At 72.3% G+C, this 15,868-nt stretch carries 18 protein-coding genes; 9 read left to right on the top strand and 9 right to left on the bottom strand.

From position 1 onward, the window contains the following. On the top strand, positions 1-293 hold a 293-nt coding region (locus EAH89_RS21155), incomplete at its 5' end, for an integrase core domain-containing protein (RefSeq protein WP_140882405.1). A 27-nt stretch (positions 294-320) separates the two neighbouring features. On the opposite strand, the gene EAH89_RS21150 is transcribed toward EAH89_RS21155, so the two are convergent. Together EAH89_RS21150 and gloB are read right to left on the bottom strand one after the other, a co-directional pair. After that, entirely contained in the window at positions 321-944 is a 624-nt protein-coding gene (locus EAH89_RS21150; RefSeq protein ID WP_140885697.1) for a flavin reductase family protein, read from the bottom strand. 1 nt (position 945) lies between these two features. Then, positions 946-1,695 carry a hydroxyacylglutathione hydrolase gene (gene gloB, locus EAH89_RS21145; protein WP_140885696.1) on the bottom strand — a complete coding sequence of 250 codons (750 nt, stop codon included), beginning with the start codon at positions 1,693-1,695 and terminating at the stop codon, positions 946-948. A 39-nt stretch (positions 1,696-1,734) separates the two neighbouring features. Between gloB and EAH89_RS21140 the strand changes: the two genes are divergently transcribed. Then, positions 1,735-2,538: a methyltransferase domain-containing protein gene (locus EAH89_RS21140; RefSeq protein WP_140885695.1), complete on the top strand. Its 804-nt coding sequence runs from the start codon at positions 1,735-1,737 to the stop codon at positions 2,536-2,538. Positions 2,539-2,725: 187 nt separating this feature from the next. On the opposite strand, the gene EAH89_RS21135 is transcribed toward EAH89_RS21140, so the two are convergent. The 5 genes from EAH89_RS21135 to EAH89_RS21115 all read right to left on the bottom strand — a co-directional run bounded on the left by EAH89_RS21135 (position 2,726) and on the right by EAH89_RS21115 (position 6,239). Further along, entirely contained in the window at positions 2,726-3,616 is an 891-nt protein-coding gene (locus EAH89_RS21135; RefSeq protein ID WP_277753874.1) for a 3-hydroxybutyryl-CoA dehydrogenase, read from the bottom strand. Next, positions 3,613-4,530: an electron transfer flavoprotein subunit alpha/FixB family protein gene (locus tag EAH89_RS21130; protein WP_140885694.1), complete on the bottom strand. Its 918-nt coding sequence runs from the start codon at positions 4,528-4,530 to the stop codon at positions 3,613-3,615. Before EAH89_RS21130 ends, EAH89_RS21135 begins: the two co-directional genes overlap by 4 nt. Further along, the gene (locus EAH89_RS21125) at positions 4,527-5,279 is read right to left on the bottom strand and encodes an electron transfer flavoprotein subunit beta/FixA family protein (protein WP_140885693.1); all 753 of its coding nucleotides are present in this window, start codon (positions 5,277-5,279) and stop codon (positions 4,527-4,529) included. The genes EAH89_RS21130 and EAH89_RS21125 overlap by 4 nt, the downstream gene beginning before the upstream one ends. 237 nt (positions 5,280-5,516) lie before the next feature. Further along, complete coding sequence (locus EAH89_RS21120) at positions 5,517-5,711, bottom strand: twin transmembrane helix small protein (protein WP_140885692.1); 195 nt, start codon at positions 5,709-5,711, stop codon at positions 5,517-5,519. 111 nt (positions 5,712-5,822) lie between these two features. Next, positions 5,823-6,239 (bottom strand): hypothetical protein, encoded by a 417-nt coding sequence (locus EAH89_RS21115; protein ID WP_140885691.1) that lies wholly within the window; start codon positions 6,237-6,239, stop codon positions 5,823-5,825. Between the two features lie 134 nt (positions 6,240-6,373). On the opposite strand from EAH89_RS21115, the gene trxA reads away from it, so the two are divergent. From trxA to EAH89_RS21090, 5 genes are all read left to right on the top strand, one after another. Beyond that, on the top strand, positions 6,374-6,712 hold the full coding sequence (trxA, locus tag EAH89_RS21110; RefSeq protein ID WP_140885690.1) for a thioredoxin TrxA: 339 nt from the start codon (positions 6,374-6,376) through the stop codon (positions 6,710-6,712). A gap of 8 nt (positions 6,713-6,720) precedes the next feature. Further along, complete coding sequence (locus EAH89_RS21105) at positions 6,721-7,893, top strand: PQQ-dependent sugar dehydrogenase (RefSeq protein ID WP_140885689.1); 1,173 nt, start codon at positions 6,721-6,723, stop codon at positions 7,891-7,893. Further along, positions 7,890-8,384, top strand: a complete 495-nt coding sequence (locus tag EAH89_RS21100) for a glutathione peroxidase (RefSeq protein ID WP_140885688.1) — start codon at positions 7,890-7,892, stop codon at positions 8,382-8,384. Before EAH89_RS21105 ends, EAH89_RS21100 begins: the two co-directional genes overlap by 4 nt. A 71-nt stretch (positions 8,385-8,455) precedes the next feature. After that, positions 8,456-10,441 carry an alpha/beta hydrolase domain-containing protein gene (locus EAH89_RS21095; RefSeq protein WP_206667625.1) on the top strand — a complete coding sequence of 662 codons (1,986 nt, stop codon included), beginning with the start codon at positions 8,456-8,458 and terminating at the stop codon, positions 10,439-10,441. A 48-nt stretch (positions 10,442-10,489) separates the two neighbouring features. Beyond that, entirely contained in the window at positions 10,490-11,152 is a 663-nt protein-coding gene (locus EAH89_RS21090) for a hypothetical protein (RefSeq protein WP_140885687.1), read from the top strand. Positions 11,153-11,294: 142 nt separating this feature from the next. Here EAH89_RS21090 and EAH89_RS21085 read toward each other — a convergent pair whose 3' ends face one another. Further along, positions 11,295-12,281 (bottom strand): Bug family tripartite tricarboxylate transporter substrate binding protein, encoded by a 987-nt coding sequence (locus EAH89_RS21085; protein ID WP_140885686.1) that lies wholly within the window; start codon positions 12,279-12,281, stop codon positions 11,295-11,297. 68 nt (positions 12,282-12,349) lie between these two features. After that, positions 12,350-12,580, bottom strand: coding sequence for a DUF4170 domain-containing protein (locus EAH89_RS21080; RefSeq protein ID WP_140885685.1), 231 nt, complete (start codon positions 12,578-12,580; stop codon positions 12,350-12,352). 201 nt (positions 12,581-12,781) lie between these two features. Here EAH89_RS21080 and EAH89_RS21075 point away from each other — a divergent pair, with 201 nt between their 5' ends. After that, the gene (locus EAH89_RS21075; protein ID WP_140885684.1) at positions 12,782-14,104 is read left to right on the top strand and encodes a putative DNA modification/repair radical SAM protein; all 1,323 of its coding nucleotides are present in this window, start codon (positions 12,782-12,784) and stop codon (positions 14,102-14,104) included. Continuing rightward, positions 14,097-15,797 (top strand): UdgX family uracil-DNA binding protein, encoded by a 1,701-nt coding sequence (locus tag EAH89_RS21070; protein ID WP_241667131.1) that lies wholly within the window; start codon positions 14,097-14,099, stop codon positions 15,795-15,797. Before EAH89_RS21075 ends, EAH89_RS21070 begins: the two co-directional genes overlap by 8 nt. The last annotated feature ends 71 nt before the right edge of the window (positions 15,798-15,868 follow it).

The raw sequence follows: 15,868 nt of genomic DNA, 5'->3' as shown, positions 1-15,868 counted from the left end.
CCCAGAACAACATCGATCACCGACTGACCAAGCCCCGGCATCCTTGGACGAACGGGCAGGTCGAGCGGATGAACCGCACGATCAAGGAAGCAACCGTCAAGCGCTACCACTACGAGACGCACGACGAACTCCGACAGCACCTCGACCAGTTCGTCGCCGCCTACAACTTCGCCCGTCGCCTGAAGACTCTACGCGGCCTCACGCCCTACGAAGCCATCTGCAAAGCCTGGACAGAAGAACCGTCCAGGTTCATCCATGACCCGCACCACCAAACCCCGGGACCAAACAGCTAGGCCAGGGCTGCGGCGGCGGCGAGGGGCCTAGCGCGCCGGCGGGAAGGCGCCCCCGTCCGTCGGGCGCAGCGCCTCGAAGAGCGACGTCACCTCGGCGTAGTCGCGGTAGCCGCAGCGGGCGATGGTGCCGGCCGCCACCAGGTCGAAGCGGCCCTCGCGCAGGCAGCGCTCGTCGAGGTGCACGCCCACCACCTGGCCGATGGTGAGGAAGCCGCCGCTCGGGCGGCCGTCCTGGTCGGGCAGCTCCATGGCGTGGACCACGCGGCACTCCAGCGCGGCCGGGCTGGCCGCGACGCGGGGCGGGCGGACGAGGCGGCTCGGCGCGGCCTCGATGCCCGCCGCCTCGAACTCGCTCACCCCCTCCGCCTGGTCGGCCGAGGAGGCGTTCATCGCGTCGAACAGGTCGCGCGTCGCGAGGCTGAAGACGAATTCGCGGGTGGCGCTGGCGTTGGCCGCGGAGTGCTTCAGCCCCTCGCTGCCGAAGGCGATCATCGGCGGCGCGTTGTGGACGATGGCGAAGTAGCTGTAGGGCGCGAGGTTCACCCGGCCCGTCTCGTCCACCGTGGAGATCCAGCCGATCGGGCGCGGGGCGACGATGGCCTTGAAGGGATCCCAGGGGAGCCCGTGGCCGTTCCGGGGTTCGTAGAACATGCTAGCCCTTGAACACGTCCTTGCCCGCCCGCCGCGCGGCGAGCTCCTCCACGGTCCGGGCGCGGAGGAAGGGGTTCGTCGCCCGCTCCTGGTCGAGCGTCGTCGGCACCGTGGGAAGCCCGGCCTTGCGCTGCGCCCGGACCTCCTCGGCGCGGTCGCGGAGCGCGGCGTTGTCGGGCTCGACGGTGAGCGCGAAGCGGGCGTTGCTCTCGGTGTACTCGTGGCCGCACAGCACCAGCGTGTCGCCGGGCAGCGCGTCCAGCAGGCGCAGCGCCCGGTGCATGTCGGCGGGCTTGCCCTCCAGCAGGCGGCCGCAGCCGAGGGAGAAGAGGGTGTCGCCGGCCAGCACCGCGTGGGCGGCGGCGATGTAGAGGGCGACGTGGCCGAGGGTGTGGCCGGGGCTGTCCAGCACCTCGATCTCGCCGCTGCCGAGCGGCACGCGGTCGCCGGGCTTCACGGCGCGGTCGAGCGTCGGCAGGCGGTGCGCGTCGGCGGTGGCGCCGAGGACCTTGGCGCCGGTCGCGCGCACCATCTCGGGCACGCCGTCGATGTGGTCGCCGTGGTGGTGGGTCAGCAGGATCCAGTCCAGGCGGCCGGGCTCGGGCATCTCGGCGAGCGCCGCCAGGTTCGGCGCGGCCTCGCCGGGGTCGCAGAGCGCCACCAGGCCCGTCGCCTCGTCCCGCAGCAGCCAGGCGTAGTTGTCCGACAGATTGGGCACGGCCTTGATGGTCCAGCCTGCTGTTCCGCTCATGCGCTGTCTCCTGGGGGCGTAAGCCCCTATATCTCCCTCATGGTCGCCGAGGTCCACTTCACCGCCTGGGGATTGCAGCGCTTCTACGAAGCCCCCCTGGGCGCCGTCACGCGCCGGATCCTGCGCGCCCGCCTCCGCCAGGTCTGGCCGGAGCTGACGGGGAACGAGGTGCTGGGGATCGGCCATGCCGGGCCCTACCTCAGGCTCTGGCGGCGGGGCGCGGCGCGGCTGGTGGCGGCGACGCCGGTCTCGCTCACGGCCGGGCACGGCATGGCGCCCTGGCCGCCGGACGGCCCCTGCGCGGCGGCGCTGACGGAGGAGGACCGCCTCCCCTTCGCCGACGTCTCCTTCGACAACGTGCTGCTGGTCCACGGGCTGGAGGCCGCGGGCAACGGGCGGCGCCTGCTGCGCGAGGCCTGGCGCGTGCTGCGGCCGGAGGGGCGGCTGCTGGCGGTGGTGGCCAACCGCCGCTCGGTCTGGGCGCATCTCGAGCGCACGCCCTTCGGCCACGGCCAGCCCTATTCCCCCGGGCAGCTCGCGCGGCTGCTGGAGCGATCGATGTTCGAGGTGGAGCGGCGGGAGGCGGCGCTGTTCATCCCGCCCTTCGGCCTGCGGCCCCTGCTGCGCGGCGCGAAGCTGTGGGAGGCGGCGGGGCGCCGCCTGCTGCCGCAGTTCGGCGGCGTCACGGTGATCGAGGCGCGGAAGTCGGTGCAGGGGCTGATCCCGGCCCTGGAGGCGCCCGCCCGCCCGCTGCGGCGGCCGGTGCGCGCCCAGGCGGTGCGGCAGGGCTGGGCGGTGTCCGGCGAGGGCGCGGACCGGGAGAGGGCGCGGCGGGGCGGGTGATCCGGCCCGCGCCGGCAGCCCCCCGGTTTGCCGCGCGGCGCCGCCCGGCCTAAAGCCCCGCGGCGGCCCCCTGCCGCAGGAGGGATGCCGTGCTGCTCGACCCCGCGCTCGCCTGGATCGCCGAGAACCGGACCGGCGTCATCATCATGGTCGCCGTGATGATGATCACCATCTGGTTCCGCCGCCGCTAACGCGTGGGCCGGGGCTTCTCGCCGGAGTAGTCGTAGAAGCCGCGGCCCGTCTTGCGGCCGAGCCAGCCGGCCTCGACGTGCTTCACCAGCAGCGGGCAGGGGCGGTACTTGCTGTCGCCCATGCCCTCGTGCAGCACCTGCATGATGGCGAGGCAGGTATCGAGCCCAATGAAGTCCGCGAGCTCCAGCGGGCCCATCGGCTGGTTGGTGCCGAGCTTCATGCCGGTGTCGATCGAGGCGACGTCGCCCACGCCCTCGTGCAGGGTGTAGACGGCCTCGTTGATCATCGGCATCAGGACGCGGTTGACGATGAAGCCCGGGAAGTCCTCGCTCGTCGCGGTGGTCTTGCCCATGCGCCGCGCCAGCGCGTCGACCGCCTGGTAGGTCGCGTCGTCGGTCGCGATGCCGCGGATGATCTCGACGAGCTTCATCACCGGCACCGGGTTCATGAAGTGCATGCCGATGAAGCGCGCCGGCCGGTCCGTCACCGCGGCGAGCCGCGTGATGGGGATCGAGGAGGTGTTGGTCGCGAGGATCGCGTCGGCCTTCAGGTGCGGGCAGAGCGAGCGGAAGATCGACTTCTTGACCTCCTCCCGCTCCGTCGCGGCCTCGATGACGATGTCGCAGGCGCCGAGCATCGCCATGTCGGTGCCGGTCGTGATCCTCCCCAGCGCCGCGTCGCGCGCCGCGGCGTCGAGCGTGCCCTTGGAGACCTGGCGCTCCATGTTCTTCGCGATGGTGGCGCGAGCCTTGTCCAGCGCCTCCGGGTTCACGTCGATCATGACGGCGGCGAGGCCGGACTGCGCCGCGACATGCGCGATGCCGTTGCCCATCTGCCCGGCGCCGATGACGCCGACGGATTGGATCGTCCCCGCCGCCTCGCTCACTTCGACAGCTCCGCCTCGATCTCCGGGATGAGCTTGAAGACGTCGCCCACGAGGCCGTAGTCGGCCACCTGGAAGATCGGCGCCTCCTCGTCCTTGTTCACGGCGACGATGACCTTGCTGTCCTTCATGCCCGCGAGGTGCTGGATGGCGCCCGAGATGCCGAAGGCGATGTAGAGCTCCGGCGCCACAATCTTGCCGGTCTGCCCAACCTGCTGGTCGTTCGGCGCGTAGCCGGCGTCCACAGCGGCGCGCGAGGCGCCGACGGCGGCGCCGAGCTTGTCCGCGATCCCGTCGAGGATGTGGAAGTTCTCGGCCGAGCCCATGGCGCGCCCGCCGGAGACGACGATGCGCGCCGCGGTCAGCTCCGGCCTCTCGCTCTTCACGAGCTCCGCGCTGACGAAGCTGGAGACGCCGGGGTCGGTCGCGGCCTGCGCGGGCTCGACCGCCGCGCTGCCGCCCTCGGGCGCCGCGGGGTCGAAGGAGGCGGCGCGCACCGTCAGCACCTTCTTCGGGTCCGAGGACTGCACGGTGGCCAGCGCGTTGCCGGCGTAGATCGGCCGCACGAAGGTGTCGGCATCGACGATGCCGGAGACGTCGCTGATCGGCTGCACGTCGAGCAGGGCCGCCACGCGCGGCATGATGTTCTTGCCGAGGGCGGAGCCGGGGGCGAGGAGGTGCGTGTAGCCCTCCGCCAATCCCGCGAGGAGGGCGGCCGCGGGTTCGGCCATGATGTGCTCGGCCGGGGAGTGCACGACCTTGGCGACGCCCGCGATCTTCGCGCCCGCCTGCGCCACGGCCTCGGGCCCGATGATCAGCAGATGCACCTCGCCGAGCTGCCCGGCGGCGGCGATGGCGGACCGCGTCGGCTGGTTGATCGCGGCGTTGTCGTGGTCGGCGAGGACGAGGACGCTCATGGGATCACCTTCGCTTCGTTGCGGAGCTTGGAGACGAGTTCTTCGGCGGAGGCCACCTTCACGCCGGCCTGGCGCTTGGGCGGCTCCTCGACCTTGATGACCTTCAGCCGCGGCGCGGTGTCCACGCCGAGGTCACCCGGCTTGATCGTCTCGATCGGCTTCTTGCGGGCCTTCATGATGTTCGGAAGGCTCGCGTAGCGCGGCTCGTTGAGGCGGAGGTCGGTCGTCACGATGGCGGGAAGCGTAAGCTTCACCGTCTCCTGGCCGCCGTCCACCTCGCGCGTCACGCTCGCGCTGCCGTCGGCGACCTCGACCTTGTTCGCGAAGGTGCCCTGGCCCCAGCCCAGCAGCGCCGCCAGCATCTGGCCGGTCGCGTTCATGTCGTCGTCGATCGCCTGCTTGCCGAGGATGACCATCTGCGGGCCCTCCTTGTCGACGATCGCCTTCAGGATCTTGGCGACCGCGATCGGCTCCACCGCCTCCGCGGTCTCCACCAGGATGCCGCGGTCGGCGCCCATGGCGAGCGCCGTGCGGATCTGCTCCTGCGCCTGGGGCACGCCGATGGAGACGGCGACGATCTCGGTGGCGACGCCCTTCTCCTTCAGGCGAACGGCCTCCTCGACGGCGATCTCGTCGAAGGGGTTCATCGACATCTTCACGTTGGCGGTCTCGACGCCCGTGCCGTCGGGCTTCACCCGGACCTTCACGTTGTAGTCCACCACGCGCTTGATGGGGACGAGGAGCTTCATGCGGGGGCGATCCTCTGGCAGGCGCCGGGTTCAGCCGGCACGTTTGGGGGACTTTGCAGACCCCGGATGGGGCAAGACCCCTGTTGGGCACGCACACGAAGCCGCGATCCACCGGCAATCCCTGCCGGAGGCGGCCCCGGAGGGCCGCAACCGCGCTTCGCATGAACGAAATCGGCGCTGTCTATACGGCCCGCCCCCCACCCGGACAAGCGGGGCGCCGTTCCGCCGCCCCGGGGGTCAGCCCCGCATGAGGAAGAGAAGCAGCGCGAAGAGCGCGAGGGTCACGCCCTGCAGCGTCACGCGCCAGCGCATCAGCGCGTTGGCTTTGTGCCCGTCGCTGCTTCCTCGGGCCATGCCGACCATGCCGTAGAAGAGGGTGCCCAGGGTGCCGAGCATCCCGAGGACGACGAGGATCGTGAGGAATGTGATCATGACAGACGGGATGTGGGCACGGCCCTGCCGGCGGCAATGTTACCGACCCCGCGCGCGCGGCATGCCGGGCCCCGGAACGTCGCGCGGCGGCGCCCCTTCACCCCGCCCGGATCAGCCCTTCCGGCGCTTCGCCTTGGCCGGCACCTCGGGCACCGGTTCCGGCCCGGCCATGCGGCGCACCACCGTCAGCAGGGCGGCCTTGGTGGGGAAGTCGAGGGAGCGGTAGGCGCGGAGCAGCGCCTCCTCGTCCCCGGCCAGGAGGCCGAGGCTGCCCTGCTCCTCCTCCAGCACCTCCGCCGGCGGCGCCACGTCCGGGTCGAGGCCGACGAGCCAGGAGACGGAGGTGCCGAGCACCTCGGCCAGCCGGACGAGGCGCGCGCCGCGGGGCACGGGCGCGGTGCCGTCGCGCAGGCGCGGCAGGAGGTCCGGCGGCAGGCCGGCCCGGCGGAAGGCCTCCTCCGGCGAGAGGTCCAGGCGCTCGAGCCGGGATTCGATCAGCTCGACCATGGGCGGGGGGTCGTGGTCCATGGGGGGTGAACGCCGCTTTCCGCCCCGGGTCGGCCGCCCCCGCGCCCTCTCGACATCCCTTCTTGACCCGTGACCCCCGCGCCCCGACCTTCAAGGGTGATCCCCCAGCGGGCCCCCTCCGGGAAAGCAGCGAGATGAGCGAGAACACCAAGGCTGTCAGCGACGACAGCTTCAAGACCGACGTGCTCCAGGCCGAGGGCCCCGTGCTCGTGGACTTCTGGGCGGAGTGGTGCGGCCCCTGCCGCATGGTCGGCCCCCTCCTCGACGAGATCGGCCGCGACTACGCGGGCAAGCTGACCGTCGCGAAGGTGAACATCGACGAGAACCCGATGACGCCGAACGAGTACGCGGTGCGCGGCATCCCCACGATGATCCTCTTCAAGGACGGCAAGCCCGTGGACATGAAGGTCGGCGCCCTGCCGCGCGGCCAGCTCCGCGAGTGGGTGGACCAGGCGATCGGCGCCAAGGCCTGAGCGCGGCCATGGGCGGGCCGGGGGCGGCGCGCCTCCTGGCCTGCCTGGCGGTGCTCGGTCTAGGCCTGGGGCTGGCCGCCTGCGCCGCCGATCCCGTGGCCGCCCAGGGCACCCCCGAGATCGTGCGGGGTGAGGCCGGCGCCTTCCGGGTCGTCCCCTTCGCGGGCGGGCTCGACCATGCCTGGGGCGCGGCCTTCCTGCCGGACGGGCGGCTGCTGGTAACGGAGCGGCCCGGGCGCCTGCGCCTTATCGGCCGCGACGGCGCGGTCTCCGCCCCCCTTCCCGGCGTGCCCGAGGTGGTGGCGGCCGGCCAGGGCGGGCTGCTGGACGTGGCGCTGGCGCCGGACTTCGCGGCGACGCGCCAGGTCTACTTCTGCCTCGCCGGCGCGGCGCCGGGCGGCGCGCTGACCCGCCTCGCCACCGCGACCCTTTCCGCGGACGCGACGCGGCTGGAGGGGACGCGCACGCTGCTCGACGCGACGCCCGCCCAGTCCTCCGGCCGCAACCACTACGGCTGCCGCCTCGCCTTCGGGCGGGACGGGAAGCTGCTTCTCTCCACCGGCGAGCGCTACGCCAACAAGGCGCGGGCGCAGGACCTCTCGGACCTCGGCGGCAAGGTGCTGCGGCTGGAGCGCGACGGGCGCCCGGCGGAGGGCAACCCCTTCCTCGGCCGCCCCGGCGCCCGGCCCGAGATCTTCACCCTCGGCCACCGCAACCCGCAGGGGCTGGCGGTGAATCCCGCCACCGGCTCCGTGGTCGAGGTGGAGTTCGGGGCCAAGGGGGGCGACGAGGTGAACCTCCTGCGGGCGGGCGCCAACTACGGCTGGCCCATCGTATCCTACGGCACGGACTACGACGGCAGCCCCATCGGCACGGGGCGGGCGAGCGCGCCCGGGATCGAGGAGCCGCTGCGGCACTGGACGCCCTCCATCAACCCCTCCGGCGCGAACTTCTACGACGGCGACGCCTTCCCGGCCTGGCGGGGCAACCTCTTCCTCGCGGCGCTGAACCCGCCCGGCCTGGTGCGGCTGACGATGGAGGGCGACCGCGTCGTGGCGGAGGAGCGGCTCCTCCGGGGCCGCACGCGCTTCCGCCAGGTGCTGCCCGGGCCGGACGGGCTGCTCTACATCCTGACAGACGAGGACCGCGGCCGAGTGCTGCGGCTGGAGCCAGCGCATTGAGCGAAGACCTCTTCACCCTCTCGGCCCCCCGCCCGGACGGGGGCGCGGCGCCGCTGGCCGAGTACCGCGGCCGGGTGCTGCTGATCGTGAACACGGCCAGCCAGTGCGGCTTCACGCCGCAATATCAGGGGTTGGAGGCGCTGCAGCGGCGCTTCGGCCCGCGGGGCTTCACCGTGCTCGCCTTCCCCTGCAACCAGTTCGGGCGGCAGGAGCCGGGGAACGCGGCGGAGATCGCGACCTTCTGCACCACCAAGTACGACGTGACCTTCCCGGTCTTCGCCAAGGTGGCGGTGAACGGGGCCGCGGCCGACCCGCTGTTCCGGCACCTCAAGCACGCGGCCCCGGGCGCGCTCGGCACCGAGGCGATCAAGTGGAACTTCACGAAGTTCCTCGTCGGGCGCGACGGGCGGGTGGCGGGCCGCTACGCGCCGGCGACGGCGCCGGAGAAGCTCTCGGCGGAGATCGAGAGGCTGCTCGCGGAACCCGGCTGAGGGCGCCTTTCCACCGCCCCCGCCTTCCCGCATCATCCCCGCGAGAACGTCCGAACGGGAAGAACCGCCCCATGGCCCTGAACGCCCCGATCCGCGGAGGGCGCGGCGCCTGCCTCGCCGCCAGCCTCGCGACGCTGGCAAGCCTCGCCCTGCCCGCCGCCCCCGCCCGGGCCGAGGTGACGCGCTTCGAGGTCCTCTCCCGCGAGGCGCCGGCGCTGGGCGGGCGGGAGTTCGGAACCCGCGGCGCGGCCGAGAAGATCACGGCGCGGGCCACCATCGCCCTCGACCCCAACGACCCCCGCAACGCCGTCATCGCCGACATCGGCCTCGCGCCCCGCAACGCCGAGGGGCGGGTGGAGGCGGTGACGGACGTCGTCATCCTCCGCCCCGCGCGGCCGGGCGGCACGCTGCTCTTCGAGGTGCTGAACCGCGGCCGCAAGCTCCTGCCGGGCTGGGCGCAGGACGGCGACGGCGCGGGCTCCATCCGGCTGGAGCGGCCCGAGGACGCGGGCAACGGCTTCCTGCTGGAGCAGGGCCACACCCTCGTCTGGGCGGCCTGGCAGATCGATTCCCCCACCGGCCCGAACCTGCCGCGGCTGCAGGTGCCGACCGTGCCCGGCGTGACCGGCCCCTCGCGCGAGGAGTTCTCCTTCGAGGACGCGGCGACGCCGAAGCGGGTCACCCTCTCCTACCCCGCCGCCGACCGCGCCTCCGCCCGCCTCACGGTGCGCGACCGAACGGACCTCGACCGCGCGACGCCGGAGGGGCTGGCGCTGCGCTTCATCGACGACGCGACGGTGGAGATCGACCGCCCCGCGGGCGCCGCGCCCGGCGCGCTCTACGAGATCACCTACACGGCGCGCGACCCGAAGGTCTCCGGCATGGGCCTGGCCGCGATCCGGGACGTGACCGCCTTCCTGCGGCGGGAGGGCGGGCCCGCCAACCCGCTGGCGCGGGACGGGCGCTCGGGGATCGACCGCGCGATCGGCCTCGGCATCTCCCAGTCCGGGCGGGCGCTGCGCGACCTCCTCTACTTCGGGATGAACGAGGACGAGGCGGGGCGGATCGTCTTCGAGGGGGCGATGCCCATCATCCCCGGCGCGCGGCGGAGCTTCACGAACGCCCGCTTCGCCCAGCCCGGCCGCAACCCCGGGCCGCAATACGACCGGCTCTTCCCGGTGCTCGCCTTTCCCTTCACCTACCCCGTGACGGAGGACCACCTGAGCGGGAAGCGGGACGGCATCCTGCTGCGCTGCCGGCTGAGCAACACCTGCCCGAAGGTCATCCAGATGGACTCGGAGTTCGAGTTCTGGGGCTCGCAGGCGAGCCTGCTGGTGACGGACACGCGCGGCAACCACCTCGACATGCCCGACGACGTGCGGTTGTTCCTCCTCTCCGGCGCGCCCCACGGCAACCCCTTCGACGCGGTGGCGCGCCCCAGCGCGGCCTGCGCCCTGCCGCTGAACCCCGTGAACGGCGGCCCCGCGCTGCGCGCGCTGATCGTGGCCATGGAGGACTGGGTCCGCGAGGAGCGCGCGCCGCCGGCCAGCCGCTACCCCATGCGCGGCCAGGGCACGCTGGTGCCGGCCGCGCAGGTCTACCCCGCCATCCCCGGCCTGCCCTACCGCGGCCAGTACGCGCGGGCGGAGCTGGTCGAGCAGGCCGCGCCCCTGCCGCGCGTGCGGGGCGAGTACCCGCTCTTCCTCCCGCGCGCCGGGCTGGACGGGAACGCGGTCGCGGGGCTGCGCCTGCCGCTGCTGGAGGCGCCGCGCGCCACCTATGTCGGCTGGAACGCGCAGAAGGGGGCGGAGGGGCCACAGGAGCTCTGCACCCAGGTCGGCGGCGTGCTGCCCCTGCCCGCGACCCGCGCCGAGGGCCGGGCCGCCGCGGACCCGCGCCCCTCGCTGGAGGAGCTCTACCCCTCCCCCGGCGCCTACGAGGCCGCGGTGCGCGCGGCGACGCAGCGCCTGGTGGCCGAGCGGATGCTGCTGCCCGCCGATGCCGAAGCGGCCGTCGCCGCCGCGCGGGAGGGGCGGCTGGCGCGGCTGGCGCCCTGAGGCCGGGGGGGCGCTGCTCATCCAAAGACAACTAGAATATAAAAAATAATGGCAAAATCGATCCCATTCTCCTTTTATCATGGGACATCTAGTTATTTCTTGGATCTATTCACAGATGGCGTTCCGTCTTGCAACTGGCCTTATGAAGCGGCAGCGAAGGCATTTGTTGAGGAGGCAGCGAACACCATAAAGCATATAGGCCTTCGACTTGAGTGGTTTGAAGAAGATGTTTTGCAGCAGAAGGATCACTGGCGGCACGGAAAACTTTATGTAAGTCCCTGCAAGCGAACAGCAGCTGAATATGCTTGGTCGAATGCACAATACGGCGGCGAATATATAAATATTGGCGTTAATATTCTTCAGAATATCCGTGCCGTCAACAATCAGCAAGCCGAAAATCTAATTGCAAGGTATAGAAATACCCTGCCGATGCTCGAAGGTCATGGCCGACCCCTTGTCTTAGAAATTTCTGAATTGATGCCTGAATTCCTTCTGCCTGAACGCGAAAATAATTTTTGCGCAACAATCGAAGATGTCATTAACGATGCGATAAGGTATGATGTTGAAGTTTTCGAAGCTATCCACCAGCAAAGTAATTTCCAGTTAATCGCGGGCAAGGGAAATATAACGCGCGTTCTTGAGATAATTCATAAAGACAGGAATGAATGTTTCGTATATCAAAAAATTGATTTGCCGAAGATCCTGGATTGATGTTTTTGTCTAGCCCGCAGGATTTCCATGCTTCGATTGATAGACTACCCATCCGTTATAAGTTGCCACGCCATTTGGTTTAGTTCTTATCGAGAGTCAGTCGCTTCAAGTTGTAACTGCTCAGGTATCAAGAATTCGCCCCCTACTGCTGCTTGACGATCTGCCCCGCGGCCGCGGCGGCCGCCCAGCGGGCGTCGTCGGCGCGCAGGAAGGCCGCGGTCTCCTCCGGGCTCATCAGCCCGGGCTCGAGGCCGAGCGTGCGGAAGCGCTCGGCCAGCGACGGCTCGGCGTAGGCGCGCGCGAAGGCCGCGTGGATCTCCCGCACCAGGGCCGGCGCCATGCGCGGCGGCGCGAGGGCCGCGACCCAGCCCGAGACCTCGTAGCCCGGCACCCCCGCCTCCTGCACGGTCGGCACCTCCGGCATCAGTCCGGTGCGCGCCGCGGTGCTGACGGCAAGCACCCGCACCTGGCCGGTCGCGAGGTGCGGCAGGGCGCTGGCGGTGCTCGTCCAGCCGATGGGCAGGTGGCCGGCGACGATGTCGTTCATCAGCAGCCCGCCGCCGCGGTACTGCACCTCCTCGGTCTGCACGCCGGCGCGGCGGTTGAACTCGTGCCCGGCGAAGGCCGTCAGCGCCTCGGTCGCGCCGAAGCCGATCGCGCCCGGGTTGGCACGGGCGCGGGCGACCAGGCCCGCCACGTCGGCGAAGGGTTGGCCGCGCCCCGCGACGAGGACGAGCACCTGGCGCGAGAGGATGGCCAGCGGCGTGAAGTCCCGCACGGGGTCGTAGGGGATCGTCGGCAACTGGTACTTGTTGAGGTTGTGGGTGGAGGTCACCACCGCGAGGGTCGATCCGTCCGGCTCGGCGCGCGAGACGGCCTCGGAGCCGATGAGGCCCTGCGCGCCCGGCCGGTTCTCCACGATGATCGGCTGCGCCAGGTGGGGCCGCATGACCTCGACCAGCGCGCGGGCGAGGACGTCGGTGCCGCCGCCGGGCGGGTAGGGCAGGACGACGCGGACGGGGCGCTGCGGCCAGGCGGGCGCCCCCTGGGCGCGGGCGCCGCCCGCGGCGGCCACGGCCGCGGCGAGGGTGGCGGCGGCCATGCCGCGGCGCGTGAGATGCTGGCCCATTCCCGTGTCCTCCCGGTTCGGCGGGACTATCGGCGGGTTGGGCCGCGATGCGAAGGGCGGACCGCCCCTCAGGCCGCCTTGCCGCCGGGCCGGGGCACGGTGATCACGAAGAGCCGGTGGTTCGCGATGTCGATGTTGCGCCGCGCCTTCTCGTTCCAGATGCGGTCGGCCGTGCGGGCGTCGTGGTAGGGGCCGTAGGCCTCCTCCGTCCCGGGCTCGAGCGCGGTGAAGGTCGCGTCGGTGAAGACGCCGCCCCAGATGAAGTGGAGCTGGGCGGTTGGGCTGGGCGAATCGCTCATGGACCTCGGCTCGGCAGGTGTTGCGCGGCGGCACATAAACCCACGGCGCTCCTTTCCCAAGCGTGAGCGCCCCGCGAAGCCCGCGCCCCTGCCGCCGCCGGGCCGCGCGCCACCGGCGCCGCGGGGCGGATCGTTCCCTCTTTGTGCTTGCCGGCCCCGCGTTTCGACCCCATATCCATCGACCAGCCGGAAGGGCCCCCGATGGAGCTGCGCGAGAAGCTCGAGATCCTCGCCGACGCCGCGAAGTACGACGCCTCCTGCGCCTCCTCCGGCACCGAGAAGCGGGACAGCCGCGACGGCGGGCTCGGCAGCACCGAGGGCATGGGCATCTGCCACGCCTATGCGCCGGACGGGCGCTGCATCTCGCTGCTCAAGGTGCTGCTGACGAACGCCTGCGTGTTCGACTGCGCCTACTGCATCAACCGCGCCTCCTCCAACGTGCGCCGCGCGCGCTTCTCCGTGCGCGAGATCGTGGAGCTGACGCTCGACTTCTACCGGCGCAACTACATCGAGGGGCTCTTCCTCTCCTCCGGCATCATCCGCTCGCCGGACTACACGATGGAGCAGCTCGTCCGCGTCGCGCGGGAGCTTCGCACCACGCACGGCTTCAAGGGCTACATCCACCTCAAGACCATCCCCGACGCCGACCCCGCGCTGCTGGCCGAGGCGGGGCTCTACGCCGACCGGCTCTCGATCAACGTGGAGCTGCCCGATCCCGGCAGCCTGAAGGCGCTGGCCCCGGAGAAGGACGCGGGCGGCATCCGCCTCGCCATGGCGGGGCTGCGCACGCGGATCGACGAGGCGAAGGCGGCGCGGGCCGAGTCCGCCGTGACGCGGGTGGCGATGGCCGGCGGGCGCCGCGCCCCGGCCCCGCGCTTCGCGCCGGCCGGGCAGTCCACCCAGATGATCGTGGGCGCCGACGCCTCGACGGACGCGACCATCCTCGACGTCAGCGCGAACCTCTACGGCTCCTACCGGCTCAAGCGCGTCTACTTCTCCGCCTATTCCCCCATCCCCGACGCCGCCGCGGCCCTGCCGCCCGCCGCGCCGCCGCTGGTGCGGGAGCACCGGCTGTACCAGGCGGACTGGCTGCTGCGCTTCTACGGCTTCACGGCGGGCGAGGTGATCGCGGGCGGCGAGGGCGGGATGCTGGACCTGGAGGTGGACCCGAAGCTCGCCTGGGCGCTGAAGCACCGCGCGGTCTTCCCCGTGGACGTCAACCGGGCGGACCGCGAGATGCTGCTCCGCGTGCCCGGCCTCGGCGCCAAGACGGTGGACCGGATCGTCGCGGCGCGCCGCGTGCGCTCCTTCCGGATGGCGGACCTCGCGCGGCTTCGCGTCAGCCTGCGCAAGGTCGCGCCCTTCGTCACCGCGCTCGACCACCACCCGCGCGGCGGGCTGCTGGACCGGGCGGACCTGCGCGCCCTCGTCGTCCCGCGCGACGGGCTGGCGGAGCGGGCCTCGATCCTCCCCGCCGGGCTCGTCGCCCGCCCGGTGCAGCTTCCCCTCTTCGCCCATGTTTAGCGTGCCGCTCGCCGCCCCTGACGACTTCGAGGGATGGCGCGAGGCCTCGCGCGCGCTCGTCATGGCCGGCGTCGCGCCCGAGGCGGTGGAGTGGCTGGTGGAGGGCGACCCCGTCCCCCTCTTCGGCGGCGCCGCCCCGCCCGCGCCGCCGCCGGACGCCCCGCCGCCCCGCGTGCCCCGCGACTTCCCGGAGCTGGCGCGGCTGGTGGCCCGCCACCGCGACCCCGCGCGCTTCGCCCTGCTGCACGGGCTGCTGCACCGCCTGCAGCGCGAGCGCGGGCTGCTGGAGGACGCCGCCGACCCGATGGTGGCCCGCGCCAACGCCATGGCGCGCGCGGTGCGGCGCGACGCGCACAAGATGCACGCCTTCGTCCGCTTCCGGGAGGTGCGGGTGGAGGACGGGGCGCCGGCCGCGCCCCTGCCGCCCCCGCCGCCCGTCGCGGTTCCCGCGGATCCGGCGCCCCCGCGCAACGCCCGCGCGGTGGCCCTCGCGCTGCGGGACCTCGGCCGGCTGGAGGAGGGCCCCGGGGCCGGGACGGCGGCGCTCGAGGCCGCCCCGGGGGCGCCGCCCGTCCCCTCCCCCGCGCCGGACAGCCGCTTCGTCGCCTGGTTCGAGCCCGAGCACCACATCCTGCGCGCCGAGGCCGGCTTCTTCGCGCGCCGCTTCGCCATGCTGCGCTGGTCCATCCTGACGCCGGAGATCTCCGCCCACTGGGACGGGACGGAGGTCGCCTTCGGCCCCGGCGCCCGCCGCGCGGACGCCCCCTCGGAGGACGCGGCGGAGGGGCTCTGGCGCGCCTACTTCGCCTCCATCTTCAACCCCGCCCGCCTCAAGCCCGATGCCATGCGGGCGGAGATGCCGAAGAAGTACTGGCGCAACCTGCCGGAGGCGCAGGACATCCCCCGCCTGATGGCCGAGGCGCCGAAGCGCGTGGCGGAGATGGTGGCGCGCGGCGCGACGGCCCCGGCCGGGCGCCGCCAGCGCGCGGTGCACGTGCCCGCCCTCGCCCGGGACGCGCAGCCCGCCGCCGCCGCCGGCGTTGAGAGCGTCATGCCCGCCGATCTGCTCTCCGAAACGCTCCCCTTCCCCGAGGCCCAGGCCGCGCTCCGCCGCGACCTGTTGGCGCGGAACGACCTGCCGCCCTGGGTGGCCAACGCCACCCAGCCCGTGATGGGCGAGGGCCCGCAGCACCCGCTGCTGATGTTCATCGGCGAGCAGCCCGGCGACGAGGAGGACCTGAAGGGCCAGCCCTTCGTCGGCCCGGCCGGGCGCCTCTGGAACAAGGCGCTGGAGGAGGCGGGCGTCGCGCGCGACGAGGCCTACGTCACCAATGCCGTGAAGCACTTCAAGTTCACGCCCACCGGCAAGCGCCGCCTGCACCAGTCGCCCGACGCCGGCGACATCACCTTCTACCGGCCCTTCCTGCTGCGCGAGATCGGCTTCGTGCAGCCGCGGCTGATCGTCACGCTCGGCGCCACCGCGCTGCGCGCCGTCTCCGGCCGCGCCATGCCCGTGACGAAGCTGCGGGGGTCGCTGCTGCGCGACCCCGAGGGGCGGCCCTTCTACCCGACCGTCCACCCCTCCTACCTGCTGCGGCTGCCGGACCCCGCGAGCAAGGCGCGGGAGTACGACCGCTTCGTGGAGGACCTGGGGCAGGCGGCGGCGACGGCGCGGGGGCTGCCGTCCGGTTGAAGCGGCGCGTGTGGCTCCTGGGAGGCTCTGCCTCCCAGACCCTCCGCCGGGGAGCCGGCGGGCTCCCCGGA

Source organism: Muricoccus nepalensis, from assembly GCF_006438825.1.
GTDB classification, from domain to species: Bacteria; Pseudomonadota; Alphaproteobacteria; order Acetobacterales; family Acetobacteraceae; genus Roseomonas; species Roseomonas nepalensis.
This window is presented reverse-complemented; position numbering and strand designations above follow the sequence as displayed.